The following is a 25,142-nucleotide window of genomic DNA, read 5'->3' as shown; positions in this document are numbered from 1 at the left end:
CTGAAGGGTGTTCGGTCGTAGCGGCGGGGCCGTGGCGGCTCCGCCGGGAGAGTGCGGCCAGGCTGCTAGAGCTTGCCGTCATCCTCAAAGGTTTCGGTCCAGTCGCGAACAAGACCGTCCAGCGCCTCTTGTGCGGTGCCGTTGCCGGCAACGACGTAGTCGTGGAAGCGCTTCTGGGTGTCCTGCAGCAGCGTCGCATAGCTCGGCTCGGCCCAGAAGTCCTTCACGATCGCCATGGAGTCGAGGAAGGTCTGCGCATAGGGCTGGCTCTGCGGGAAATCGGGCGCGAGCGTCACGGCCTTGAGGCAGGAGAAACCGCCCATTTCCCACCACTTGGCCTGTACGTCCGGTTGCGCGAACCACTTGATGTACTCCAGCGCCGCGTCCTGCTTGTCGGAATAGGATACGACCGAAATACCCTGGCCGCCAAGCTGCGCGAACTGTTCGCCGTCTGGTCCAGCCGGGTTGACGAAGTAGCCGGTCTTGCCGTTGCCGACATTGGCGTCGCTCTCAAAGCCCGGCCATGTGAAGGCGAAGTTCATCTGCAGCGCCACCTGGCCCGACTTGAAGGCGTCGATGCCCTCCGACATGTAGCCGTTCGAGGAGCCGGGCGGCGTGCAGCACTCATACAGTTCCTTGTAGTATTCCAGCCCGGCGACCGCGCCGGGGCCGTTGACAAAGCCTTCCATGTCATAGGCTTTCTCGGGATTCTCATACTTGAAGCCGAAGGAGTAGAGCACGTCCATCGCGCCCATCGTGATGCCCTCGGAACCGCGTTCCGTGTAGATCGAGGCGCCGTAGACCGTGTTGCCGTCGATCTCGCGCTCTTGGAAGAACTCGGCGATGTCCTTCAGTTCGGCGAAGGTTGCGGGTACGCCGAGATCGCGGCCGTATTTTTCCTTGAACTCGGCCTGCAGCTCGGGGCGTTCGAACCAGTCCTTGCGGTAGGTCCAGCCAACCACGTCACCGAAAGCGGGCAGGGCCCAATAGTTCGGCGTGTTCTTCGGCCACTCGGAATAGCCTGTCACGGTCGCGTCGATGAAGTCGTCCATCTTGATGCCCTCGGCATCGAAGAAATCGTTGAGCTTCACGTAATGGCCGTTCTCCGCCGATCCGCCGATCCACTGGCTGTCGCCGATCATCAGGTCGCACAGCTTGCCGCCCGAGTTCAGCTCGTTGAGCATGCGGTCGGCGAAATTCGGCCACGGCACGAACTCGAAGCTCATCGAGTGGCCGGATTCGGCTTCGAAATCCTTGGAGAGTTCGACAAGCGCGTTCGCCGGGTCCCAGGATGCCCAGCACAGGGTGAGGTCTTCTGCCTTGGCGGAGCCCGAAAAGGCGACGGCAAGGGATGCAGCGGCGACGGACGCCAATCCAATGGATTTCATCTTATTCCTCCCAAATCGATAGCGGGATCGTTCGATCCGGATGCAATCCTAAATGAGGTACGTACCTCATGTCAATCATGGCGGAATTTGAAAACGGGACCCGGTGGAAATCCGGCCGTCAGTAGAGGTTTTCGCGAATGATGATTTCTATGCGGATGCGCTCCTGTGACGACAAGATGTCTATGCCGTCAGTCTTCGCGCGCAACACCCGCAATGCACTGCGCGCAATGTGGCCGGTATCCTGGTTGATCACCGCATCGAGTGCGCCGTCCTCAAGCGCGCGCCGTGTGTTCCGGGTCAGTTCGTGCCCGATAACAACGAGATCCTGGTCGCGGCCCATTTCCTTGAGCAGATCGACCAGCACGCCATTTCCCGTTCCCACCGAGTAGATGCCGGTGATGTCTTTCCTGCTATCCAGAACGGCGGAAACGATCCTCCTGATTGTTTCCGGATCATTGTGCCCTTCAAGCGATGGCAACACCTCGATCGCACCAAACTGCGTCGCCATCACCTGATCGAAACCGAGCCGCCGCTCCGCGTTGGCCCGCGCCTGCATGGAGCTTGCCAGCACAAGGACGGATCCCCTGATTTTCCGCATGAATCGGCCCATAAGAACCCCGGCGGTGCGGCCAGCAGCGATGTTGTCGATGCCAACAAAATGATCGCGGCCCGTGTTCGGCAGATCGGACACCAGCGCGACGACCGCGACGCCGCTCTCCTTCAAATGTGCGATCTCGTCGCGCACATGCGGAGTTTCCGGTGCGAAAATCGCGATACCGTCGATCTGCGAGGCGCCCAACCGCCGGAGGGTCTTCACGAGGAAATGGGGATCGTTGGGCGGCACCGTCGCAACGGTCAGATCCATCCTGTCGACGATCGGGCCCGCGGCAGCCTCGTTCACCGCAGAGCGCAGTAGCGTCACGAATTCGCCCGGCGCGTCCGGGAGCACGAATGCGAACTTGTAGCGACGTTGGCGGGCAAGATTGGCCGCAGTGACATCGCGCACGAATCCTATGCGTTCGATCGCCTCATTGACGCGCCTGATTGTCTGCTCGCGAACGCCCGGCCGAGAGTTGAGCACCCGATCGATTGTTGCAAGACTTACACCGGCCGCTTTCGCCAGGTCGTTGACGGTCGGGCGTGACATACCTTCCTCCTGCCCTTAGATAGGGAAAGCTTCTGAGGTACGTCAATCAGTATTCGGAGCGTTCACCGTCAAACCGCATGAGGGCATTTTGAGTTGAAACGCGCCATGCGTGCTTATCATGAATGCTCGCGGCGCCGCCCATCGAGATGCGTGAAGGCTGATCGGCCATCGTTTCGCATCTCAGACTTGTTCATAAGAAATGTCCGCTTGGGTTTAAAAAAGCGAACGTTTCGCGGCGCAGTGATTTGCCGCGTCACCTCTTTTTCAGTCACGTCCGGAATCGAAGTCGAACACGGCGCTGAACCTTGAAAGATCTTCTTTGGAGGTACGCATGGGGTCATAGTCCGGCTCTGACAGCGGCGCGACGACGTCCCAGTGCTCCGCCATCTGGCCGTCCGCGTTGAAGCGGACGAAATCGGCGATCGCGTGGCTGGAGATCAGTTTGTGCAGGATCACCATGTCACCGGAGGCAAAGATCTGAACTGCGCGCCACTGCGTGCGGTTCGGCCTCTTGCGCGCCACCTCCATGATGTAGCGCCGCAGGCCTTCGCGGCCCTGTGCGATACCGGGTGTGTGCTGGATGTAATCCTCGGCGACAAGCGTGTCGATCAGCGAAAGATCGTCGCCGTGCATGCAGTCGCGCATGAAGGTCAGCAAGGTCCGTTCATTTGCCGTCAGGTCGGTCCTTTGCCACGGATCATAGGGGTTCGGTTCGGTCAATCGATGTCTCCGCTCGTATCGACTGCGCCGGAATGCGTGACCGCGCCCCTGTTGGCGCCGCCGACGACAGCCGCATATTTCTCCAGGACGCCGCCCAGGCGCCGAAAATCTGGTTCAGGCAGTTCTGCACGTCGCCTTTCCAGCGTCTCTTCGTCCACTTCCAGCGTTATGGATGCGGCATCGGGAGACGCATCGATGGCGATCATGTCTCCGTCACGTACAAGCGCGATGGGCCCGCCGATGGCGGCCTCCGGACATGCATACCCGATGCACAGCCCGCGCGACGCACCGGAAAAGCGTCCGTCCGTCAGAAGCGCGACCTCTTCGCCCATGCCCTGACCGTAGAGAAGCGCGGTGATGCCGAGCATCTCTTTCATGCCCGGAGACCCCTTCGGTCCCTCATTGCGTACGACGATAACGTCTCCGCGATCGTAGTTCCGGTTCTCGATCGCGCTCTGGCAGGCATCCTCGCCGTCGAAAACGCGGGCCGGGCCGCGGTGGCGAAGTTTCTTCAGGCCCGCGACCTTGATCAGCGAACCCTCGGGGCAGAGATTGCCTTTCAGCACAATGACCCCGCCATTGGGTGCGATCGCATTGTCGGTGCCGCGCACGACCTCGCCATCCGGCGCATCTGAGCCGGAAACTTCCTCCTCCAGCGTCCGACCGGTTAGCGTCAAGGCTGACCCGTCGATATGGCCGCTTCGGATGAGCTCGGCGATGATCACACCGGTACCGCCGATCTCATAGACGTCGCGCGCGAGATACCGGCCGCCTGGCGACAGGTTTCCGATCAGTGGGGTTCTCGCAAATACCCTCGCCGCATCATCCAATCCGAAATCTATTCCCGCTTCATGCGCGATGGCCGGAATGTGCAGCGCCGCATTTGTCGACCCGCCCGTCGCGGCAACCAGCGCGCAGGCGTTTTCGAGTGCGGTGCGGGTGACGATCTCCTGCGGTAGCGGCGTATCCCCCGCAATCGCAGACATGACCAGCTTGCCGATCTGGCGCAGCCGCCCCTGCCGGTCAGTGTAGACCGCCGGCATCATGGACAGTCCAACAGGGGAAAGCCCCAATGCCTCGGCCACCATCGCCATGGTGTTTGCCGTGAATTGCCCTGCGCAGGAGCCGGCCGTCGGGATGCTGCGACACTGAAAGTCTTCCAGTTCGTCCCTGGTCGCGTCCCCGGCAATCATCCGGCCCACGGTTTCGAATGCGTCGAGAACCGTAACGTCCTTGCCGCCGACGCGGCCGGGCATGGCGGCCCCGCCAAAAACGAAAGCGCCCGGCGCATTGACGCGCAGCATTCCCATCATCAGGCCGGGCAGGTTCTTGTCGCAACCGCCAAGGCCGATCACGCCGTCAAAGCAGTGCGCGCGCATCGTCGTCTCGAGACTGTCGGCGATGAGTTCGCGCGACACCAGCGAGAACCGCATGCCCGGATGCGCCATTGTCAAACCGTCGGAGACGGAGACGACGGGGGTCTCGTGCGGAAAACCGCCGGCGCCATAGATCCCCGTCTTGATGTGCTGAGCCTGGTCGCGCAGGTTCATGTTGCACGGACTCATGTCGCCGCCCGTATGCACGACGGCGATATGCGGGCGCTCTATCTCCTCGTCCGTCAGTCCCATGCCCTTCAGGAAGGCCTTGGAGTTCTCCCGCATCAGGGTCGAATAGATCGTTGGAAATCGGCGGCGTTGGCGGCTCATGTACTCCCTCATCGCATTGTTGTCGGCAGGTACAGAACGATCCAGGGAAACATGATCAACAGCGCGAGCCGGATAAGGTCCGCACCGACGAATGGCAGCACACCGCGGAAAATCGTCGGCAGGCTGATATCCCGCGCGATCGAGTTGATGACGAAGACATTCATGCCCACCGGCGGCGTGATCAGTCCCAGTTCGACGGTCATGACGATGATGACGCCGAACCAGATCGGGTCGAAGCCAAGCTGCACGATCACCGGATATACGATCGGCACGAGCAGGATGATCATCGCCATGGCGTCCAGGATACATCCCATCAGCACGAAGAAGACGAGGATCAGCGCCAGCGTGCCGTGTGCCCCGAGATCGAGGCTGGTCAGAAGTTTGGTGATCTTCTGCGGTGTCTGTGTCACCGCAAGAAAATAGCCGAACAGGATCGCGCCGATCAGGATCGTGTAGATCGAGACGGATGTCCGCAGCGCCTCGACGAGGCTGTCCATGAGTTTCCGCGCGTTCAGCCGTCCGCGCAGGATGCCGATCAAGGCGGTCAGGAAAGATCCGACGGCGGCAGCCTCGGTCGCGGTGGCGACGCCAAAATAGATGCTGCCGATGATCGCGATGAACAGCAGCATGACGGCCCAGACGCCGCCCAGCGAACGGAGCGCCTCACCAAGGTCAAACCGAGTGCCTTCCGGAAGGCTGCGCGCATAGGCGATGCGAAGCGCCAGCATGTACATGATGATGGCCAGCATGCCGGGCAATATGCCGGCAATGAAGAGCTTGCCGACATCCTGCTCGGTGATGAAGCCATAGACGGCGAGCACGACTGACGGCGGAATCAGGATGCCGAGCGTACCTCCGGCAGCGATCACGCCGGTCGAGATGTCGTCGCGATAGCCGACCCGCTTCATTTCCGGCAACGCGATCTTGGTCATGGTGGCCGCGGTCGCGACCGAAGAGCCGCAGATCGCCGCGAACCCCGCGCAGGCGCCGATGGTCGACAGGGCCATGCCGCCGCGGAACACCCCGAACCAGGACTGTCCCGTCCGGAACAGTTCCGCGGACATGCCGGAATTGGTTGCCAGCACGCCCATCAGAACGAAGAACGGGATCAGCGTCAGGTTGAAGTCCGTGACCGTGCGGATCGGTGACTGCGCCAGCAGGTTCAACGCCGGGCCCCAACCGGCAACGGCCGCGAAGCCGCCGATACCGACCAGGCCCATTGCAATGCCGATCGGCACGCGCAGAATCATCATGGCGAAGAGTGCGAGGAAACCCGCTACCGCGATAAGGTCGCCATCAATCATGACTGACTTTCCCTGTTTCGGCGGCGACGTTCTCTTCGGTATCGACGGCGTCGAAATGGTCAAGCGTGCCGCGCCCGGTGGCAACCAGGATCAGGCGTGCGAGAATCGTCAGGATGCTGACGGCGACGCCCGCCCAGATCAGCGCCATCAGCCACCAGGCCGGAATGCGCAAATCCATCGTCGCCTCGCCGCTACGGCTGGCGCTGAGCACGCGGTCGAATAGCTTCCATGTCAGCAGGCATGTGAAGATGAGCAGGACCGTCCAGGCGAAGGTGTCGATCCATCGGCGCACGCTTTTCGGCAGGAACTCCGCAACGATATCGACCTTGATGTGCGAGCCGCGATAGCCGACGCTGGCAAAGCCCCACATGATGGCCGCGCCAAGCAACAGCCGCGACAGGTCGAAAGCGTCGGGAATCGGAAACGAGAACATATAGCGGCTGACCGCCGAGACCACGACGACGACCGTGATCAGGGCCATCAGCACCCCTGCGACCTTCTCGATGGCCAGAGAAAACCACTCGAGGAAATTCTGTAAACTGGACAAGATGACGGAGCCGGGGCGGCTTGGCGCCGCCCCGGCCTTTCCTGTGCTAGTCGAAACGGGCGCTGTGACGGTCGAGCGCGTCCAGATAGCTCTGGTAGATCGCGTCCGGATCACCGCCGGCAGCCTTCACGTCTTCCTTCCACTGGTCGATCAGCGGCGCTGCGGCGTCGCGCCACATCTGCACCTGCTCCGCGGTCGGGACATTCACCGTGTGCTCGTCCGAGTCGAGCATCTTCTGCCGGCCGGACGCCTCGTTCTCGGCCCATCCGGCTGAAAACTTCTTCGACCATTCAGGCGTACAGTGGTCGTCGATCACCTGTTTCAGGTCGTCCGGCAAGCCCTCGTATTTTGCCTTGTTGATCAGCAGGAGCTGCGCCGACACGTAGAACGGCATGTCGAGATGCTGCTTCGTTTCCGAGTCGATGCCGAAGATATAGATCGAGTTCCACGGGAAGGTGATGGCATCGGCTGTACCGTTGGCGATCGCCTCGCGGGCTTCCGGTGCCGGCACCTGGACGGGGCCGCCGCCGAGCATGCTGATGAAGCGCGACATCGTCGCGTGCGCCGGCCGCACGTTCTTGCCCTTGACGTCGCTCGGGACCATGATCGGGTCCTTGGAGTGGATGGTGCCGGGGTCGTGCGGATTGGCGATGCAGAACTTGACGTCCGACATCTCTGTTTCGGCAATCGGCGCGTACCATTCATGCATGGCCTGCGCACCGGCGATTGAGTCGTTCATGTGGAACGGGATTTCGATCAGGCTGTACATCGGGAAACGGCCGGCCTGGTAACCGGGGTTCACGTAGCTGATATCCGCGATACCGTCGCGGGCCATGTCGTAATGGTCCGGCGCTGCGCCGAGCTGCTGAGCCGGAAAGATCGTGATGTCGATGCGGCCGTTCGAGGCTTCCTTGATCGACTCGACCCACGGCTCGATACCGAGTGTCTGGATCGGATGCGTTGGCGGCACCCAGTGGGCGAGACGAAACGTGACCTCCTGGGCCTGCGCCATGCCCGCCGAAAGCGCAAATGCTGCCACACCGGTGATGAATTGACTGATTTTCATGTTTTCCTCCCTGTCAATCGAGAGAGGCAATCCTCCAGCCGAGGTGTCGTGCCTTGGCACGATCACTCCGTTGACTCTCTCTGTATGCAATTAGCCATGGTATTGGCATGTTTGTCTATGCCTTAGGCCCTTCATGCATACTTACGAACCCGGTTTGCGCGAGACAGCGCGCCCTTTGGATGGACAAGATGCAGTGCAGCGGGCAAAATTCCGACGGCGAACGTTCCGGAGGTGCTCCAAGTCCCGCGCCCGGACAAATTGCGGTGAGGAAATCGCGCTGAACACGACCCAACCATTGATGTTCGTCGCGGCTATGTCCTGGCCGGCTTTCCTGCAGAGCGAGATACTTGCTGTTGTTACGCTTGATGTTGAATTGATAGACGCAAATAGAGCCAACCATCGACATGGAGCCGCTGTTTCATGAACAAACCCCCGGAACCGAGACTCGAGCACATATGCGATCTCACCGTTGAGCTCGATCCAATCCGCGAAATGGGCATGGGACGCGCTGGAAAGCGCCGTATTATCCCGATCGTCGGCGGAACAGTTCAAGGGCCGCGTCTGAATGGTCGCATTCTTAACCTCGGCGCGGACTGGCAAACGATATTCGCTGACGGTCTCGCTGAGCTCGATACCCGCTACGCGATCGAAACCAACGACGGTGCGACGATAGAGATCGTCAATTACGGCTATCGCCATGGTCCGCCCGAAGTGATTTCTGCGCTCGCAAGAGGTGAGGCTGTCGCGACCGACGACTACTACATGCGAACGCATGCGCGGCTTGAAACCGGCGATTCCCGCTATGACTGGGTAAACCGGACACTGTTCGTGGGTTCAGGGGCTCGATTTGCCGAGAAGGTCGTCGTCACCCTCTATGCAATTGGATAGCTGTCGCGAGCCGTTATGGTCGCTGGAGCACTGTGACGAAACGATCACCGGCGGCCGACAAGCGCCTCAACCTGCCCTGACTTCGTGACTGTATCGTACGGCTTGTGCCGCTCGTTGGGCATCCTCGATCCTCCGTCTTTCTAAACTTAACGCTTTCCCCATTTCTTCGTGTGGGTTCAGCGTCGTGTGGGCTTCCTGACGACCGGCCCCGCTCAACCTAATAATCCCCTCGATCTCTGACACCTCGTCGCGAACGTGCCGGTTCAACGCCGACAGTGCATTCGCCCAAAAATTCCCCCCATCTCCTGCGTCGATCCGTGAACCGACACGTGAGTCAATGCACCGTCTTGCATGTCGCTTCAATTCTGTTATGTGTTACATATAACAGAGATTGGGAGAAAAATGATGGAGGTCCAGGCGCGCGGCAAGCTTGTCGAGGATCTCGCATCGAAGCTCGGCCCCAACGCGGTTCTTGCCGGTGCGGACATTCCGGATCGCGCCCGGACCGATTGGAGCTTCCTTCCCGCAACCGCGCCCTTCGCGGTGTTCCGGCCGTCCTCCACCGAAGAAGTCGCTTTGATCCTGCGGTCCTGCAATGAGGCCGGCATTGCCGTGACCCCGCAGGGTGGCATGACCGGTCTGTGCGGCGGGGCGCGGCCGCTCGATGGCGGTGTCGGCCTTTCAATGGAGCGGATGGTCGGTATCGACAGTATCGATAGCGACGGCATGATGATGATCGTGCGCGCCGGCACGCCGCTCGAAACCATTCAGAAGGCCGCGGATGACGCCGGCCTCTTTTTCGCGCTCGACCTTGGCGCGCGCGGCTCCTGCGTGATCGGCGGTAATCTCTCCACCAACGCGGGTGGAAATCGCGTCATTCGCTACGGAATGGCCCGTGATCTCGTGCTCGGGCTGGAAGTTGTGCTTCCCGACGGAACCGTCCTGCCAATGCTCAACCGGATGTTGAAGAACAACGCCGGTTACGACCTCAAGCAGCTATTCGTCGGAGCTGAAGGCACGCTCGGCGTGATTACACGCGCGGTGCTGCGCTTGCATCCCAAACCTGGATGCGTATGCGCCGCGATGTGTGTGGTGACTGGCTATGACAAAGTGCTCGAATTGCTCGGCACCGCCCGCCGCAATCTCGGACCCTTCCTTTCGGCCTTCGAGGTCATGTGGGCCGATTACTGGACCCAGGCGACCGAGCGGGTGCCCAACGCAAAGGCGCCTGTAAGGATTGGTGAGGGGACGCATGTCGTCCTCGTCGAGATGCAGGGCCTGGACGAGGAGATCGACGGCGCGCGTTTCAGCGCATGGCTGGAGCAGATGTTCGAGAGCGGTGTGATCGGTGACGGCGCCATCGCACAAAACCTCTCCGACATGGCCGATTTCTGGGGCACGCGCGACGCCGCGGTCGAGTTCGCCAATCCGGATGTGATCGGCCCGCACATATCCTTCGATATCGGGCTGCCAATCCGCAGGATCGAGGAATTCGTCAACCGGTCCAAGCAGGCACTGAAGGACGAGCTTGGATGCCATTCGGTGCATTACGGTCACGTCGGCGACGGCAACATCCACATCGTGGCGTGGGTACCCGGCGCAAAGATCCAGCCTTTGGCGAACGCCAGCCGGGTCGTTTACGAAATCGTCGGCGATCTCGGCGGCACGGTTTCAGCCGAACACGGAATAGGACTTCTCAAGAAGCCCTATCTCGAACACACGCGCGATCAGGCCCAAATCGAGTTGATGCGGCGCATCAAGCGCTGCATCGACCCGGCTCTGACCCTCAATCCGACTAAGATTTTCGACTGACCCTGTCGTGACATGTGTCGCGAAGGGCTAACCCTGGGAGGAAAGCATGAGCTTCAACAGACGAAATATTCTGGCACTCGCGGCAACCGTGGTGCTTGGCGTGGCCGCTCCGGCCGTCGCGCAGGACTGGCCGAGCGGTCCGGTCACACTGATCGTGCCGTGGAGCGCGGGCGGCGGCACCGACGCCACGGCGCGCATGATCGGCACGCTGCTCGAAAAAGAACTCGGAGTTCCTGTTCCGGTGGTCAATCGCACGGGCGGGTCCGGCGTTATCGGTCATTCGGCCATTGCGGATGCCGCTCCCGATGGCCAGACTATCGGTGTGGCCACCCTTGAGATCGGGTCGATGCACACGCTCGGTCTGACCGACCTAACCTACAAGGCCTACACGCCCATCGGTCTTTATAATTCCGATCCCGCCGCAATCTTCGTGCGCGCCGATGCCCCGTATGACGATATGGCGGGCCTGCTGACGGCTCTGGAAGCGGCGCCGGATCGTGAATTCAAGGCCTCCGGCTCGGCGCAGGGCGGCGTGAACCATCTGGCACTGGCCGGTATGCTTCTTGCGGCGGGTCTGCCCGTCGAGCGCGTTGCCTGGGTTCCCTCGGAAGGTGCCGCTCCCGGCCTGCAGGACCTTGCTGCCGGAGGCGTCCAGATCGCGACGGCGTCGCTGCCTGAAGCCGCCGCCCTGATGTCGGCCGGGCTGATCAAGCCGCTCGCCGTCTTTGCGGATGCGCGCCTCGACGATGCAAAGGACCTGCCGACATTCAAGGAGGCGACGGGCAACGATTTCTCTCTCGGATCCTGGCGCGGGGTTGTTGCGCCCGCCGGCGTATCCGATGAGGTTGCAGCCAAGCTGGTGGAGGCTGTCGACAACGTGGTCCACGATCCCGAATATCTGGCCTTCATGAAGGATCGGGGTTACGCGACGCAATGGACGCCGTCCGGTGAGTTCGAGTCGTTCATGGAGAATTCGGACAAGGCGCTGGCGCAGAGCCTCGCGGCCGTCGGACTGGCCAAGCAGTAAAGAAGGCGCGGGGAGGACTCACGTCCTCCCCTGCCGTCGTTCGTTGCCAGGGAGGGTTTGATAGCCATGAAGGTTCATGACAGCGTGATCGGTGCGCTTTTGTTCGCCTTCGGCCTTTGGGTGCTGGCGACGGCGTGGAGTTATCCGGAAATGCCCGGTCAGAGCATCGGGCCGGGAACCTTTCCCAGCGTGCTGGGCGCCCTGTTCATGGCCGGCGGTGTTCTGCTGGCGATCGCGGGATTGCGCGAGCGCGGCATGGGACTTGTTATGATCGATCCCGGCTGGCGATTTCCGGCCCGGTTTGCCGCTGCGATTCTCGCGACCGCCGGCGTGGTGGTTTTCGCGATCGTGTTCGAAACTGTCGGTTTTCCCATCGGAGGTTTCCTGCTCTTGACCGCGCTGTTCATCTTGTCGGGGTACAGAAGCCCGACCTGGATCGCAGCGTCGGCAGTCTTCGTTCTGGCGGTCTACCTGACGATGACGCGTCTCCTCTACGTGCCTCTGCCGGCCGGGCTGTTGAAAGGCATTTTGTGATGATCTTCCAGCATCTCGGCGCTGCATTCGAACTCGTTCTGACATGGAACATGTTCCTCATCATGTTCTCCTGCGCCCTGTTTGGCCTGTTCGTCGGCTCGGTCCCGGGCCTTTCGGCAACCATGGCGACGGCGATGCTCGTACCGCTGACCTTCTTCATGGATCCCGTACCGGCAATCGCTGCAATCGTGACCACGGCGGCGATGGCGATCTTCGCGTCGGACATTCCGGCGGCTCTGATCCGCATTCCCGGAACCGCCGCCTCCGCGGCCTATGTGAGCGACCTCAACGCGTTGACGCGCGCCGGCAAAGTCGGTCGGGCCCTCGGCATTTCGGTCACAGCCTCGGCCATCGGCGGCATATTCGGCTCGCTCGTCCTGATCTTCGCGGCACCTGAACTGGCTCTCGTGTCGCTGAATTTCACCTCGTTCGAGTATTTCTGGCTGGCCCTTCTGGGTCTCACGGCTGCAGTGATGCTGGGCTCGGCGTCGATCCTCAAGAGCCTGATCGCGCTCTGCATCGGTCTCATGATCGCCAGCGTCGGCATGGATACGACCTCCGGCCTGCCGCGTTTCACTTTCGGGCTGACCTCGCTCCTTGACGGCGTTGCCTTCGTTCCGGCGCTCATCGGCATGTTCGCCATTCCCGAATTGATCCGTACTTTCGTGCATCGCGATCTACCGCCTCCGGCCGCGCCGATTGGCAATCCATTCTCGCTCTTCCGTGGCCTCGGCGGTGTGCTGTGGCGGCACAAGACCAACCTCGCGCGCAGTTCCACTATTGGGACGATCATCGGAATCCTGCCAGGCGCGGGATCCGATATTGCGTCATGGATTTCTTACGCAGTCTCCAAGAGGTTCTCGAAAAAACCTGAGGTCTATGGCGATGGCAGCGAGGAAGGGCTGGTTGACGCCTGTGCCGCCAACAATTCGGCGCTGTCGGGCGCCTATGTGCCCGCCATGGTGTTCGGTATCCCTGGCGACAGCATTACCGCGATCGTCATCGGTGTTCTGTATATCAAGGGCCTGAATCCGGGACCCATGGTCTTCCTGACCAGCGCCGATACGATCGCCGCCATCTTTCTGGTGTTCCTGCTGGCGAATATCCTCATCGTTCCCCTCGGCCTTCTGGCGATTGGATTTGCGGCGCAGGTTCTGCGGGTTCCCAAACTCGTCCTTGCGCCGATGATCCTCGGCTTCTGCATCGTCGGCTCCTATTCGATTGATGCCAGCGCTTCCGGTGTCGTCATCATGGTCGTTCTCGGCGTTCTGGCTTACTTGATGGAGGAGAATGGCTTTCCGGTCGCGCCGACGATCCTCGGTATCGTCATGGGTCTCCTCGTCGAACGGAATCTGGTCACGTCGCTGATCAAGTCCGACGGATCGCCTCTCGGTTTTTTCGAACGCCCCATCGCGGCCGGCCTCGCCCTCACGGTCGCGATAATCTGGATCGTGCCGGTCGTGCTATGGATCAGACGGCGGCGGAAAAAGTCAGGGGAGACGTTTGTATGAATGTGCGCAGGATCGCTCCACAAAAAACACTGGCGGAGATCGCCGCGAAAGAGATCCGCGAAGCGATCCTGACCGGTGCTTTCAAGCTCGGGGAGAACATTTCGGAAGATCGCCTGGTGGCGCAGATGGGGATCTCCCGGACGCCGATACGAGACGCGATGGCGATTCTCTCGCGTGAAGGCCTGGTGAATGTGCGGCCCAAACGCGGATCGTTCGTTTTCGAGACCTCACTGGAGGATCTTGCCGCGATCTGCGACTACCGCCAGATGCTTGAGGCGCAGGGCGCGCGCGCCGCGATGCGGACGGATCGAACCGGTTTTCTCGAAACGCTGAGCGCAGTGGTCGAAAAAATGGCGGCCGCGCTGGCGAATGGCGAAATCGTCGAATACGGCCAGCTCGACAGCGCCTTCCATCAGGCCGCCTTCGATCATTGCGGCAATTCCTATTTGCGCGACTCTTATGCTCTCGTCGCCGGACGCATCGCCACCCTGAGGGCCAACATCACCGCGCCTTACGAGGCGCGGCGCGAGGAATCGATGAACGAGCACAGGAGCATGCTCGACATGCTCGCGCGCGAGGACTTCGCTGCCTTTGACGCCGCGCTCGCGGCGCATGTTCAACGCACGGCCGACGTCTATCAGAAGGCGCTGGCCGACGGCCATCTGGGCCCCGATCGAAAAGCATCACGGAAGGTGGCCCGATGACCGCGAATGCACCGACGCTTATGGGCGGCGCGCGCCGCCTGAAGGATCTGCTGGTGCGCGGCGAACTGCTAGCCGCACCGGGCGCGCCCGATTGCATGACCGCGCGAATGGTTGAACGCGCCGGTTTCGGAGCGGTTTATATGACGGGTCTGGGCGCGACCGCCCTGCGGTTGGGCCAGCCGGACCTCGGGCTGATGACGCAAACCGAGATGGCGGACCACGCCCGCGCCATGGTGCGCGCCGTGCAAATTCCGGTGATCGCGGACGCGGATACCGGCTACGGCGGGCCGCTCAATGTGCGCCGGACAGTCGAGGAATATGCACAGGCCGGCGTGGCGGCGCTGCATCTGGAAGATCAGGAAAGCCCGAAACGATGCGGCCAACTCGCCGGCGTGCGCATCGTTCCCCGGTGCGATGCGGAACTGCGTATTGCCGCGGCTGTTGCCGCCCGTGCCGAAATCGGCGCCGATATGATCATCATCGGCCGCACCGACGCGCTCCAGTCCGAAGGTATCGAATCGGCGATCGATCGCGCTCGGCGTTACCGGGATATTGGCGCGGACCTCGCATTTGTCGATGGCGTGAAGACGCGAAGCGAGGTCGAGGGGATAGCTGCGGGGCTCGATGGGCCCAAGGTCGTCTCGCTGGTCGATGGAACAGACGCGGCGCAACTGACCCGCGCCGAATTGGCCGAGATGGGGTTCTCGATCGTCCTTTACGCCGTCACCACCCTGTTCGCCGCCGGAGCGGCGATCCGCGAAGCGCTGGCGCATTTGTCCGACGCGGGGACGCCCGATGGTCTCGTCGGGCAAATGAGCTACGCGGAATTCTGCGACGTCGTCGATCTCGGCCGATTTCAGGCATTTGCTAAGACCCATGAAACCGAAGATCACCCGTGAAAACCGCCATTGCGACCATTTCGATCTCGGGTGACCTGCGAGAAAAACTCGGGGCCATCGCCGCCGCCGGTTTCGACGGCATCGAGATCTTCGAGAACGATTTTCTCGCCTTCGACGGCGGTCCGCGCGAAGTTGGGCAGATAGTGCGCGATCACGGGTTGGAAATCGCATTGTTCCAGCCATTCCGCGACTTCGAGGGCATGCCGGAGCCGCAACGCGCCCGCGCTTTCGATCGCGCCGAGCGCAAGTTCGACCTGATGGGCGAGTTGGGCACCGACCTCGTGTTGGTCTGCTCCAACGTCTCGCCGATCTCGCTCGGCGGAATCGACCGTGCGGCCGATGATTTCCGCGAACTGGGCGAGCGGGCTGCGAAACGCGGCATTCGCGTCGGCTACGAGGCGCTCGCCTGGGGGAAGCATGTGTCCGATCACCGCGATGCGTGGGAGATCGTGCGCCGCGCCGACCATCCGAATGTCGGGCTGATCCTCGATTCCTTCCACACGCTGGCAAAGAAGATCGACCCCGAGACAATCCGCTCCATCCCCGGCGACCGCATCTTCTTCATCCAACTCGCCGACGCACCGAAGATCGACATGGACCTGCTCTACTGGAGCCGGCATTTCCGCAACATGCCGGGCGAAGGCGATCTCGACGTCACCGGCTTCATGCGCGCCGTCGCCGCCACGGGCTATGGCGGCGTGCTGTCGTTGGAGATTTTCAACGACCAGTTCCGCGGCGGATCGCCCAAATCGATCTCCGTCGATGGCCACCGCTCGCTGGTCTACCTGATGGATCAGGTGCGCCGCGCCGAGCCGGACATTCGAATCCCGGTGCCCGACATGCCGGACCGTATTCCCGTGAGCGGCGTCGAGTTCGCCGAGTTTGCCGCCGACGAGGTGGAGGGAGTGGAACTGAGCGGGTTGCTCCACACGCTCGGTTTTCGGCGTGCCGGCCGTCATATTGCCAAGGATGTCGAATTGTGGCGCCAGGGCGCGATCAATATCGTCATCAATACCGAGCGGGAGGGCTTCGCCCATTCGTCCTATGTCGTGCATGGCGCCAATGTCTGCGATATCGGACTGAAGGTGGAGGATGCGTCGGCGACAGTGGAGCGGGCGCGGGCGCTCGGCGCGAATTTCTTCGACCAGCCGGCGGGGCCGGGCGAACTGAAGATACCGGCGATCCGCGGCGTCGGCGGCGGCATCGTTCATTTCATCGACGAAAAGAGCGATCTGGCGCGGGTGTGGGAGATCGAGTTCGAGCCGGCCACAGATGACGATAATCCCGCCGATGCCGGCCTGACCCGGATCGATCATGTCGCGCAGACGATGAACTACGAAGAGATGCTGACCTGGGTGCTTTTCTACACGTCGATCTTCGCAACCGAAAAATCGCCGATGGTTGATGTGGTCGATCCGGCGGGGCTCGTGCGCAGCCAGGTGATTGAGAGCGAGGACGGCTCGCTCCGCATCACCCTGAACGGCGTGGAGAACAGGCGCACGCTGGCCGGGCATTTTCTGGCCGAAAGCTTCGGCTCTTCGGTGCAGCATCTGGCCCTTGCGACTGACGACATCTTCGCGACCGCGACCGCCTTGCGCGCGAAAGGCTTCCGGCCGCTCGTCATCTCGCCGAATTATTATGACGATCTCGACGCCCGTTTCGGCCTGGAAGCGGATTTCCTGACCCGGCTGCGCGACCACAACATCCTGTACGACCGCGACGACAACGGCGAATATTTCCAGCTCTACAGCCCGAATTACGGCGAGGGCTTCTTCTTCGAGATCGTCGAGCGTCGAAACGGCTATCGCGGCTACGGCGCGGCCAACGCCCAATTCCGGACCGCCGCCCAGAAACGTCAAATGCGCCCGAAGGGCATGCCGAAAGTGTAGGGTCCTTCAAGGCGGGACCACGGTTATCAAACCGTGTTTGATATCGCGCACTTGGACCGATCATGTTCCCTTCGACGGGAAACAGGCGATGAACCCTCATCCCGATTGAACGAATGATTGCTCTCGGGATGGCGCTTGGATGACGGTTTGCTCCACATTCATGACGTCGTGAAATGATTCAAAATCGATAACAGGGAAATCCCGCTCGTCTTGGCTATCCTCTCAGCCCTTCGACTGCGCCGGCATTAAGAGGACCCACTTTTTATCCAATCTTTGATTTTGTAAGCCACAGCTAACGTTTTCCAGAATCCTCCTCCGTTCGTCAGGACGAAACTGACTCATTGGCGCTGAAGCCGGACAGAATACCGAGTCTGGATCACTCGAAAATCGAGACTCCAACACCTTGCCGGGATTGCGGCCCTGACAATTGGTTGCCCATGAAGCCTCATGAATTGGCGCCCCGAGACGCCGAAGCCCGTTCTTGACAGCGCGAACGATTCCATATTCTATAGAATATAGAAATTGCATTTCATTGCGACCAACGAGGAGGAAATCGTGAAAAAGACGCAGATCGGAAAATTGACGAGTCGTCGGAGCATGCTGGCCGGTTTGGCCGGCTCTCTGGTGCTGGCGGCAGGGCCGGCGGCCTCTGTGCATGCGCAGGAAGGGCTTGGTACCGCGGGCAATCCCGTGGAAGTCAGGATCATGGCCAACGAGGCCTTTGCCAACACCTGGCAGACGCTGCTCGTCCCGGAGTTCAACAAGGTTTATCCGAACGTGCGCGTTGTCTTCGACGGCGTGCCCTATACGGAGCTTCTGGCCAAGATGATGCTGGACGCCACCAGCCCGAATCCGGAGTACGATGTGCTTCTGGTTGACGATCCGTGGGTTCCGCAGCTTGCCGAAATCGGCGCGCTCGTGGACCTGAAGGGCGAGAAGGTGGCCGCGCTGACCGGCGACGATTACGACTGGGGCGATTTCAACGCCGCGCCTCTGGCGGCGGGCGAGTGGCAGGGCGTCCAGTACGCCGTCCCCGTGCGCTCGAACATGCTTCTGCGCTTCTATAACAGGACGCTCTACGAGGAAGCCGGATTGCCCGAGCCGACGCCGGAACAGACCTGGGACGAGTTCTTCGCCGATGCCGAAAAACTGGTGCGCGACGCCGATGGTGACGGCAAGGACGACCGCTGGGCAATCGACACCTATTTCGTTCGCGAGCCGCTGACGCCGACGATCTGGCAATCGATCCTCAACGCGAATGGCGGCAGCCTGCTCGATGAATCCGGTGTGCCGGCATTCGCCAACGAGACCGGCGCGAAGTCTCTGGAAACCCACAAGCGCCTGCTGGATTATGCGCCGCCCGGCGCGCTCGGCCACGGTTTTTCGGAATCGCTTCAGGCTTTCCGCCAGGGCTTGGTCGCCAACATGTTCAACTGGGGCAGTGTGTACAAGTCCACGGCTGTCGACCCGAAGTCCACGACGCTTACAGTGGATGAGGTCGGTATTCAGGTGCTCCCCGTTGGAGACGTCCAGGCCGGCGCGCACCGCGGTATCTGGATTGCCGGCGTCAGCTCGAAGACCGAGGAGCTTGAAGCGTCCTGGGCGTTTCTGGAATGGCTGACCTCCAAAGAGGGCGAGAGCATCAACGCCTCGCTGGTGGGGTCTTTCCCGGCACGCAAGTCGACGCTCAATGGCGAACCGGCCGAACCTTGGCTCGGGCCTGTCTATGAGACGCTGCAGCAGGCTTACGATGTGGCCGCCAAGGGTAAAATGTGGCGCATCCGCAGCCCGAAATCCGATGCTGCTCAGCAGATCCTGGCAGACGAGATCGCACGCGGTCTTGCCGGACAGGCCAGTGCCGAAGAGGCATTGGATACGGCCGCCGGAAAAATCGAAAAAGCGTTGAAATAACCGGCTGCTGCATAACTGGCATGGGCGTCCCGCGCGCCCATGCCCCATCCGGGCGAAGCGCCGGATGGCTCTTCAACCGACAGATTACGGCCGCATCACGCAATGCGGCGCCAACCTGGCGATGCACTGCGCATCGCGCTTGCGGGACGGATTGCCCGTGCCCGATTTTGACTGGGGAACCCGATGCCGACGAAAGCGATTGTCAGCGAAGTCAAGACATTCTCTTGCAGCAACTCCTGGCGAAACTACCACTTCCTGAAGATCGTCACCGAGGATGGCATCGTCGGCTGGAGCGAATATGACGAGAACTTCGGGTCGCCCGGCGTCTCCGCCGTCATCGGTGAACTTGCGCATCGCCTGATCGGGCAGAGCGCGATGCATCACGAGCATGTCAGGGAAGACCTGCGCAACGTGACGCGGCCGGGATCGGGCGGCGTGATCGGCCAGGCGCTGGGTGCGATCGAGAACGCTCTTCTCGACGTCAAGGCCAAGGCGCTGGACGTGCCGTGTCACGTCCTGCTCGGCGGCAAGGTGCGCGACAGGATCAGGGTCTACTGGTCGCATTGCGTGTCTTACCGCACGCGGACGGAACATTTCCCGCCCGGTATTACAGACGAAAGCGGCGTCCGTCAGATCGCCCGCGAGGTCGGCGAAAAGGGTTTCACGGCGCTCAAGACGAACATTTTCCATTATGACGACGAAGGCCGGATCGAAGGCTGGTCGCCAGGCTTCAGCCGTCCGCACGAGCCGGGGCGCAATGTCGAGCGCAAGACACGCAAGGATCTGCGCAAGCACCTCCAGATCATGCGGGAGGAAGCCGGTCCGGATATCGATATCCTTCTCGATCTGAATTTCAACGGCAAGACCGAGGGCTTCCTGTCGATGATCCGCGAGATCGAGGACCTCGACCTCTTCTGGATTGAGATCGACACGCTCGATCCCAAGGCGCTGGCCTATATCCGGTCCAAGAGCAGGCACCCGATCTCCTCATGCGAAACGCTGATCGGCCTGCAGCAGTTTCTGCCGTTCTTCCGCGAACAGGCAATCGATGTTGCGATTATCGACACACCCTGGAACGGTGTCTGGCAGTCGCTCAAGATCGCTGCGGCCGCGGAGGCGCATGAAATCAACGTGGCGAGCCACAATTTCTACGGTCACTTGTGCACGATGATGAACGCGCATTTCAGCGCCGTCGTACCCAACATGCGCATCATGGAAACCGATATCGATCGGATCGCATGGGACAGTGAGCTTTTCACCCATGTGCCTGAAATCAAGGACGGCTACATGGTCGTGCCCGACCGGCCTGGTTGGGGGACGGAGCCGATCGAGGCGGCGCTTGCGAAATACCCGCCCTTGCCGGATGTCGGTATGCCGAAACGTGTTTCGGTGCCGCGTCTGTCTGTGTGACGATGTCTGACGTATCTGGTCACCCCAAGCTTGCATGAGTGTCATGAACGAGCCTGTCGACGTTCTCATCATTGGAGCCGGAGCATCCGGCGCGGCGGTGGCCTGGAGCCTCGCAGAGACGCGCATGCGCATCGTCTGCCTGGAGCAGGGCGACTGGCCGAAGAGTAACGATTTCCCGAGCACGGGAACGGACTGGGAAGCCAGGGCCCTGGAAGACTACGCGATCAGTCCGAACCGGCGAGCGCTGGAAGCGGACTATCCGGTCAATGACGACGACTCGCCGATCAAGATCGCCAACTACAACGGCGTCGGCGGCGGGACCGTGTTCTACGCCGCGCATTTCCCGCGGCTGCATCCGTCGGATTTCCGCGTTAAAAGCCTGGATGGCGTCGCGGACGACTGGCCGCTGGATTACGGCACGCTTGAACCTTTCTACGCGCTCAATGACCGTATGATGGGCGTCTCCGGGCTGGCCGGCGATCCGGCCTATCCGCAAAAGGAAGCGGTGATGCCGCCCATCGCGATGGGCCGGACAGGCGAAGTGCTCGGAACCGCCATGAACCGCCTTGGCTGGCATTGGTGGCCGTCGGACGCCGCCATCGCCACCGAGGAGTATGAAGGCCGCGCGCCATGTATCAATCTCGGCCAATGCGGATCGGGTTGTGCCCAGGGCGCCAAGGCGAGCACCGACGTGACCTACTGGCCGGAGGCAATCCGCTCGCGGATCGAGGTGCGCACGAAATGCCGTGTCAGCCGCATCGAGACCAATGACGCGGACATGGCGACCGGGGTCCATTATTTCGACGCTGATGGCAAAGAGGTCTTTCAGCCGGCCGAGATCGTCATCATGGCGTGCAACGGGATCGGTACGCCGCGCATCCTGCTCAATTCCGCTTCCGGCCGCTTCCCGGACGGGCTCGCCAATTCCAGCGGGTTGGTGGGCAAGAACCTCATGCTTCACCCCTATGCCCAGATTCGCGGCCATTTTGATGAACGGTTGGACGGTTATCGCGGCCCGCCGATCTGCGTCTGGAGCATGGAGTTCTACGAGACCGATCCGGCACGGGATTTCCTGCGCGGCTATTCATACCAGTTTTCCCGGGGTATCGGGCCGGCGCGCACGGCGATCAACGGCTTTGCCGACGGAATGGTGCCGTGGGGCGAAGGTCATCATGCCGCGTTCCGGCGCCTCTTCGAGCGCAGCGCGGGAATGGTGTCGGTATGCGAGGATCTTCCCGAAGAGACGAACCGCGTCACGCTCGACCCCGACCTGAAGGACGGCAATGGAATCCCCGCACCCAGGATCACCTACCGGTTGTCCGACAACACGAGGAAAATGCTTGAGCATTCCGTTGCGCGGGGCGTGGAAATCCTCGAGGCAGCCGGCGCGCACGACATCACGACGAAAGCGCCGGTGCCATATGCGGGCTGGCATCTTCTGGGAACGGCGCGCATGGGACGGGATCCGGAACGGTCCGTCGTGAATGAATGGGGCCGGAGCCATGACGTGAAGAACCTTTTCATCGTCGACGGGAGTGTTTTCGTCACGTCCGGCGGCGTGAATCCCACATCCACGATCCAGGCGGTTGCGCTTTACGTCGCCGACCAGATCAAGTCGCGCATATACGAACTCTTCGATTGAGGCATCAATGACGACGATGAGCGACAAACAGCCTCCGGCGCCGCTGACCGATATCGAAAGGGTGACGCTGCTATGCGTCGCGGGACACATGATCCCGGCGAGCGTGGAGTACGGCGTACCCGGGGCAGACGATCTGCGTATTTTTGCGGATATCACCCGCTCCATCGATCGTGACAGGGAGGCGTTGGGAAAGGCGCTGCAGGTCGTGAACGACCTTTCGGACGGGATGATCTTGGCGCTGTCGAGAGCCGAGCAGGCAAAGCGGCTTGCCGAATTTCGCACCCGGCATGCGGATCTTGCGGGCGTGATCGAGTCGGTGGTCGCTCGCTGTTACTATCGCGACGATCGGGTCATGGCTTCCATCGGAATGGAAGCGCGCCCCGCCTTTCCGAAGGGCTACAGGGTGGAGCAGGGCGACCTGTCGCTGCTCGACCCCGTAAGGGCGCGCGGCAAGATCTATCGCGATGCCGGATAGGCAGGGAGAAAGAGAGATGACATCCGAGAAAGCACAGGCAGGACCGAATGCCGCCCCGCGCCGTCGGAGACGGATCGGCGATCTTTTCGTGCGCTGGTCCTTCATGGCGCCGTCGATCGTGCTCCTGATCGCCCTTCTGGCCTATCCGATCTTCTACACGATCGACATCAGCTTCTCGCGCTTCGACATCGCAACCTTCGGCGCCGGTGAATGGGTCGGCTGGGAAAATTACCGCGAGGTGATGAGCGATTATCGTTTCTGGGATTCCCTCGAGGTGACGCTGATCTATCTGGTGATCGCCCTTCCTCTGCAGGTTGTCCTTGGCTTCGGTATCGCCTTTCTCATCAATGCGGAGTGGAAGGGACGGGGCCTGGTCCGGGCGCTTTTCATCATCCCGATGGTCGTCGCGCCGGTAGTGGCGGGCGGCATGTGGCGAATGATCCTCGATCCGCTCTGGGGCATCATGAACTACTGGCTGGGCTTTATCGGGATCGGTCCGCTGGACTGGTTCGGCGATCCGACGCTGGCGATGGCGTCGATCATCATCATCGACACATGGCGGTGGACGCCCTTCATTGTCCTCATCGCAACGGCCGCCTTGCTGGCGCTTCCCAAGGATGTGTTCGAGGCGGCAAGGATCGATGGCGCGAACTGGTGGTCGACACTCTGGTCGGTCGCGGTGCCGCTGCTGGTTCCGGTCATCGCCGCGACATTCGTGATCCGCTGGCTTGGGGCGGTGAAGATGTTCGATATCGTTCTGGCGGCCACCTATGGCGGGCCGGGCAAGGCGACCAACGTGGTCAATTTGTTCATCTACGAGGAAGCTTTTCGCTCTCTGCGTTTCGCCGAATCGGCCGCGATGGCCGTGATTGTCCTGATCTTGACCATGGTGCTGACTGGCCTGTTCCTGCGCGGCAGCCGCAAGCTGGAGGAACTGTTTTGAGCGCGATCGTCACTCCGGCGCCGAAGCGTCTGCGCCGCTCGCTCGGACACAATCTTCGCATTGCGGGCGGCGTAATCGTCAGCATCGTCTTCCTGTTTCCGATCTACTGGATGGTCTTGACCTCCTTCAAGGACCAGGTCGACATCTTCACCAGCCCGCCGACATTCTTCTTCAAGCCGACGCTCGACGCCTATATCGAGTACATGACGCGCGCCGACATCGTGCCGCGCCTGATCAACACGATCATCGTGGCGACGGGCTCCGGTCTGTTGTCCATCGTCGTGGGAACGATGGCCGGCTACGCGCTTGCCCGCATCAGGCTGCGCGGCGCAGCCACCATCGGCGTCCTCATTCTCCTGTCGCGCGGCGTTCCGCCGATCGCGCTTGCCGTGCCGATGTTCCTCGTCGCCCGCAATCTCGGTCTCACCGACAAGCACATCACCCTCATCCTCGCCTACAGCACGTTTCTGGTTCCCTATGTGATGTGGCTGATGCGCAGTTTCTTCCTCTCGTTGCCGCGCGAATTGGAGGAATCCGCGATGATCGACGGCTGTTCGCGCTACGGAGCCTTCTTCAAGATCATCGTGCCGATATCCATTCCCGGCCTGTTGTCGACACTGATATTCTCGATGATCCTCGCATGGGAGGAGTTGCTCTTCGCACTGGTTCTCACCAACCGTCACGCCTCCACCATTCCGGTGGCCATTGCGGGGATCGCTGGCGATACTGTCAACGGCGCCAATTGGGCGGCGCTCACGGCGGTCGGCACGATCACCGTGGTTCCGGTCGTCATCTTTGCGCTTTTGGTCCAGAAGTGGCTGATTAAGGGTCTGGCCGATGGAGCGACCAAGGGATAGTCGCCGCAATCGGCCTTTCTTACCGGAACTGGATCGAACCATGGAAAACCCGAAAACCTACATGACCAAGGCGGAGATGGCCCGGCGCCACATCCAGTCCATGATCCTGAGCGGAGCCGTCGGCCCCGGCGACAGGATCACCACGCGCGAGGTTTCGACGGCACTGGGAATAAGCGAAACCCCGATCCGCGAAGCCATCCGCGGGCTCGCTTCAGAGGGGTGGCTCGATATCCAGAGCCACATTGGCGCCGTCGTCCAGGGGTTGAGGGCCGATCAGATCCGGGAAATCAGCGCTTTGCGCGGACGGGTCTGCGGCCTCGCGATCGAACTCGGAGCACCGAATTTCGACGCCGAGCGCCTCGCGACGATCGACGAGAACATCGAGGCCTATGCGGAGGCTCTCGACCGGAAGGACTACGACCTCGTCGCACAGAAGAACTATGAGTTTCACGAGCTTCTTTGCGACAACCCGCAATCGCCATGGTGCCACAAGCTGATCGAGAACATGCACGGCCAGATGTCGGCGCAACGGCACGGCATTCCGCCCCAGCATCACCGGCTCTGCGACGCGCTGACGGAGCACAAGAGCATTCGCGACATGCTGCGCGCCGGCGACTTCAAGGGCGCCGCCGAATTGGTCAAACAGCACGAAAAGAACACCGGCGATTTCCTGATCCGCATGATCAGCGAGATACCGGCAATCGACAAACGCAGGCAGGCCTGAACCTGCCGGCCGCCGCCTTGTATCGGCGGCCTTCGAAG

General features: G+C 61.4%; 22 protein-coding genes. 15 read left to right on the top strand and 7 right to left on the bottom strand.

Translation table 11 applies throughout. From position 1 onward, the window contains the following. Window positions 1-65: 65 nt before the first annotated feature. From ACQK2M_RS00970 to ACQK2M_RS00940, 7 genes are all read right to left on the bottom strand, one after another. On the bottom strand, window positions 66-1,388 hold the full coding sequence (locus ACQK2M_RS00970) for an ABC transporter substrate-binding protein (protein WP_425416243.1): 1,323 nt from the start codon (window positions 1,386-1,388) through the stop codon (window positions 66-68). 118 nt (window positions 1,389-1,506) lie between these two features. Then, complete coding sequence (locus tag ACQK2M_RS00965; RefSeq protein WP_425416242.1) at window positions 1,507-2,535, bottom strand: LacI family DNA-binding transcriptional regulator; 1,029 nt, start codon at window positions 2,533-2,535, stop codon at window positions 1,507-1,509. Between the two features lie 264 nt (window positions 2,536-2,799). Further along, window positions 2,800-3,255 (bottom strand): nuclear transport factor 2 family protein, encoded by a 456-nt coding sequence (locus ACQK2M_RS00960; RefSeq protein ID WP_425416241.1) that lies wholly within the window; start codon window positions 3,253-3,255, stop codon window positions 2,800-2,802. Beyond that, entirely contained in the window at window positions 3,252-4,961 is a 1,710-nt protein-coding gene (locus ACQK2M_RS00955) for a dihydroxy-acid dehydratase (protein WP_425416240.1), read from the bottom strand. The genes ACQK2M_RS00960 and ACQK2M_RS00955 overlap by 4 nt, the downstream gene beginning before the upstream one ends. A gap of 8 nt (window positions 4,962-4,969) precedes the next feature. After that, entirely contained in the window at window positions 4,970-6,265 is a 1,296-nt protein-coding gene (locus ACQK2M_RS00950; protein ID WP_425416239.1) for a TRAP transporter large permease, read from the bottom strand. Then, entirely contained in the window at window positions 6,258-6,812 is a 555-nt protein-coding gene (locus ACQK2M_RS00945) for a TRAP transporter small permease (RefSeq protein ID WP_425416238.1), read from the bottom strand. Before ACQK2M_RS00945 ends, ACQK2M_RS00950 begins: the two co-directional genes overlap by 8 nt. 46 nt (window positions 6,813-6,858) lie before the next feature. After that, window positions 6,859-7,878 (bottom strand): TRAP transporter substrate-binding protein, encoded by a 1,020-nt coding sequence (locus ACQK2M_RS00940; protein WP_425416237.1) that lies wholly within the window; start codon window positions 7,876-7,878, stop codon window positions 6,859-6,861. 420 nt (window positions 7,879-8,298) lie between these two features. Between ACQK2M_RS00940 and ACQK2M_RS00935 the strand changes: the two genes are divergently transcribed. From ACQK2M_RS00935 to ACQK2M_RS00865, 15 genes are all read left to right on the top strand, one after another. Beyond that, on the top strand, window positions 8,299-8,766 hold the full coding sequence (locus tag ACQK2M_RS00935; RefSeq protein WP_425416236.1) for a DUF3237 domain-containing protein: 468 nt from the start codon (window positions 8,299-8,301) through the stop codon (window positions 8,764-8,766). A gap of 405 nt (window positions 8,767-9,171) precedes the next feature. Continuing rightward, window positions 9,172-10,578 carry an FAD-binding oxidoreductase gene (locus ACQK2M_RS00930; protein ID WP_425416235.1) on the top strand — a complete coding sequence of 469 codons (1,407 nt, stop codon included), beginning with the start codon at window positions 9,172-9,174 and terminating at the stop codon, window positions 10,576-10,578. Window positions 10,579-10,624: 46 nt separating this feature from the next. Further along, window positions 10,625-11,605, top strand: coding sequence for a Bug family tripartite tricarboxylate transporter substrate binding protein (locus ACQK2M_RS00925; protein ID WP_425416234.1), 981 nt, complete (start codon window positions 10,625-10,627; stop codon window positions 11,603-11,605). Window positions 11,606-11,671: 66 nt separating this feature from the next. Further along, a complete protein-coding gene (locus ACQK2M_RS00920; protein WP_425416233.1) occupies window positions 11,672-12,139 on the top strand; it encodes a tripartite tricarboxylate transporter TctB family protein in 468 nt (155 codons plus the stop codon). Then, complete coding sequence (locus tag ACQK2M_RS00915; RefSeq protein WP_425416232.1) at window positions 12,139-13,650, top strand: tripartite tricarboxylate transporter permease; 1,512 nt, start codon at window positions 12,139-12,141, stop codon at window positions 13,648-13,650. Before ACQK2M_RS00920 ends, ACQK2M_RS00915 begins: the two co-directional genes overlap by 1 nt. Beyond that, a complete protein-coding gene (locus tag ACQK2M_RS00910) occupies window positions 13,647-14,354 on the top strand; it encodes a GntR family transcriptional regulator (RefSeq protein ID WP_425416231.1) in 708 nt (235 codons plus the stop codon). The genes ACQK2M_RS00915 and ACQK2M_RS00910 overlap by 4 nt, the downstream gene beginning before the upstream one ends. Further along, a complete protein-coding gene (locus ACQK2M_RS00905) occupies window positions 14,351-15,253 on the top strand; it encodes an isocitrate lyase/PEP mutase family protein (RefSeq protein ID WP_425416230.1) in 903 nt (300 codons plus the stop codon). The genes ACQK2M_RS00910 and ACQK2M_RS00905 overlap by 4 nt, the downstream gene beginning before the upstream one ends. Beyond that, window positions 15,250-17,142: a bifunctional sugar phosphate isomerase/epimerase/4-hydroxyphenylpyruvate dioxygenase family protein gene (locus ACQK2M_RS00900; protein ID WP_425416229.1), complete on the top strand. Its 1,893-nt coding sequence runs from the start codon at window positions 15,250-15,252 to the stop codon at window positions 17,140-17,142. Before ACQK2M_RS00905 ends, ACQK2M_RS00900 begins: the two co-directional genes overlap by 4 nt. Before the next feature lie 555 nt (window positions 17,143-17,697). Next, entirely contained in the window at window positions 17,698-19,053 is a 1,356-nt protein-coding gene (locus ACQK2M_RS00895) for an ABC transporter substrate-binding protein (RefSeq protein ID WP_425416228.1), read from the top strand. A 183-nt stretch (window positions 19,054-19,236) separates the two neighbouring features. Beyond that, window positions 19,237-20,463, top strand: coding sequence for a mandelate racemase/muconate lactonizing enzyme family protein (locus ACQK2M_RS00890; RefSeq protein WP_425416227.1), 1,227 nt, complete (start codon window positions 19,237-19,239; stop codon window positions 20,461-20,463). A 43-nt stretch (window positions 20,464-20,506) separates the two neighbouring features. Beyond that, complete coding sequence (locus ACQK2M_RS00885; protein WP_425416226.1) at window positions 20,507-22,105, top strand: GMC family oxidoreductase; 1,599 nt, start codon at window positions 20,507-20,509, stop codon at window positions 22,103-22,105. 7 nt (window positions 22,106-22,112) lie between these two features. Next, on the top strand, window positions 22,113-22,580 hold the full coding sequence (locus tag ACQK2M_RS00880) for a hypothetical protein (RefSeq protein ID WP_425416225.1): 468 nt from the start codon (window positions 22,113-22,115) through the stop codon (window positions 22,578-22,580). A gap of 16 nt (window positions 22,581-22,596) precedes the next feature. Further along, window positions 22,597-23,523, top strand: a complete 927-nt coding sequence (locus tag ACQK2M_RS00875; protein WP_223479003.1) for a carbohydrate ABC transporter permease — start codon at window positions 22,597-22,599, stop codon at window positions 23,521-23,523. Next, on the top strand, window positions 23,520-24,380 hold the full coding sequence (locus ACQK2M_RS00870; RefSeq protein ID WP_223479002.1) for a carbohydrate ABC transporter permease: 861 nt from the start codon (window positions 23,520-23,522) through the stop codon (window positions 24,378-24,380). Before ACQK2M_RS00875 ends, ACQK2M_RS00870 begins: the two co-directional genes overlap by 4 nt. 40 nt (window positions 24,381-24,420) lie before the next feature. Beyond that, window positions 24,421-25,104, top strand: a complete 684-nt coding sequence (locus tag ACQK2M_RS00865) for a GntR family transcriptional regulator (protein ID WP_425416224.1) — start codon at window positions 24,421-24,423, stop codon at window positions 25,102-25,104. Window positions 25,105-25,142 lie beyond the last annotated feature (38 nt).

Origin of the sequence: Oricola indica (assembly GCF_965227485.1) — a bacterium.
Taxonomy (GTDB): Bacteria; Pseudomonadota; Alphaproteobacteria; order Rhizobiales; family Rhizobiaceae; genus Oricola; species Oricola indica.
This window is presented reverse-complemented; position numbering and strand designations above follow the sequence as displayed.

Excerpts from the sequence above, each read along its gene's own strand:
- ACQK2M_RS00930 (WP_425416235.1), top strand. The coding sequence starts at position 9,172 with ATGGAGGTCCAGGCGCGCGGCAAGCTTGTCGAGGATCTCGCATCGAAG.
- ACQK2M_RS00965 (WP_425416242.1), bottom strand. The coding sequence starts at position 2,535 with ATGTCACGCCCGACCGTCAACGACCTGGCGAAAGCGGCCGGTGTAAGT.
- ACQK2M_RS00915 (WP_425416232.1), top strand. The coding sequence starts at position 12,139 with ATGATCTTCCAGCATCTCGGCGCTGCATTCGAACTCGTTCTGACATGG.
- ACQK2M_RS00935 (WP_425416236.1), top strand. The coding sequence starts at position 8,299 with ATGAACAAACCCCCGGAACCGAGACTCGAGCACATATGCGATCTCACC.
- ACQK2M_RS00970 (WP_425416243.1), bottom strand. The coding sequence starts at position 1,388 with ATGAAATCCATTGGATTGGCGTCCGTCGCCGCTGCATCCCTTGCCGTC.
- ACQK2M_RS00925 (WP_425416234.1), top strand. The coding sequence starts at position 10,625 with ATGAGCTTCAACAGACGAAATATTCTGGCACTCGCGGCAACCGTGGTG.
- ACQK2M_RS00885 (WP_425416226.1), top strand. The coding sequence starts at position 20,507 with ATGAACGAGCCTGTCGACGTTCTCATCATTGGAGCCGGAGCATCCGGC.
- ACQK2M_RS00955 (WP_425416240.1), bottom strand. The coding sequence starts at position 4,961 with ATGAGCCGCCAACGCCGCCGATTTCCAACGATCTATTCGACCCTGATG.
- ACQK2M_RS00910 (WP_425416231.1), top strand. The coding sequence starts at position 13,647 with ATGAATGTGCGCAGGATCGCTCCACAAAAAACACTGGCGGAGATCGCC.
- ACQK2M_RS00880 (WP_425416225.1), top strand. The coding sequence starts at position 22,113 with ATGACGACGATGAGCGACAAACAGCCTCCGGCGCCGCTGACCGATATC.
- ACQK2M_RS00950 (WP_425416239.1), bottom strand. The coding sequence starts at position 6,265 with ATGATTGATGGCGACCTTATCGCGGTAGCGGGTTTCCTCGCACTCTTC.
- ACQK2M_RS00865 (WP_425416224.1), top strand. The coding sequence starts at position 24,421 with ATGGAAAACCCGAAAACCTACATGACCAAGGCGGAGATGGCCCGGCGC.
- ACQK2M_RS00940 (WP_425416237.1), bottom strand. The coding sequence starts at position 7,878 with ATGAAAATCAGTCAATTCATCACCGGTGTGGCAGCATTTGCGCTTTCG.
- ACQK2M_RS00890 (WP_425416227.1), top strand. The coding sequence starts at position 19,237 with ATGCCGACGAAAGCGATTGTCAGCGAAGTCAAGACATTCTCTTGCAGC.
- ACQK2M_RS00905 (WP_425416230.1), top strand. The coding sequence starts at position 14,351 with ATGACCGCGAATGCACCGACGCTTATGGGCGGCGCGCGCCGCCTGAAG.
- ACQK2M_RS00875 (WP_223479003.1), top strand. The coding sequence starts at position 22,597 with ATGACATCCGAGAAAGCACAGGCAGGACCGAATGCCGCCCCGCGCCGT.
- ACQK2M_RS00920 (WP_425416233.1), top strand. The coding sequence starts at position 11,672 with ATGAAGGTTCATGACAGCGTGATCGGTGCGCTTTTGTTCGCCTTCGGC.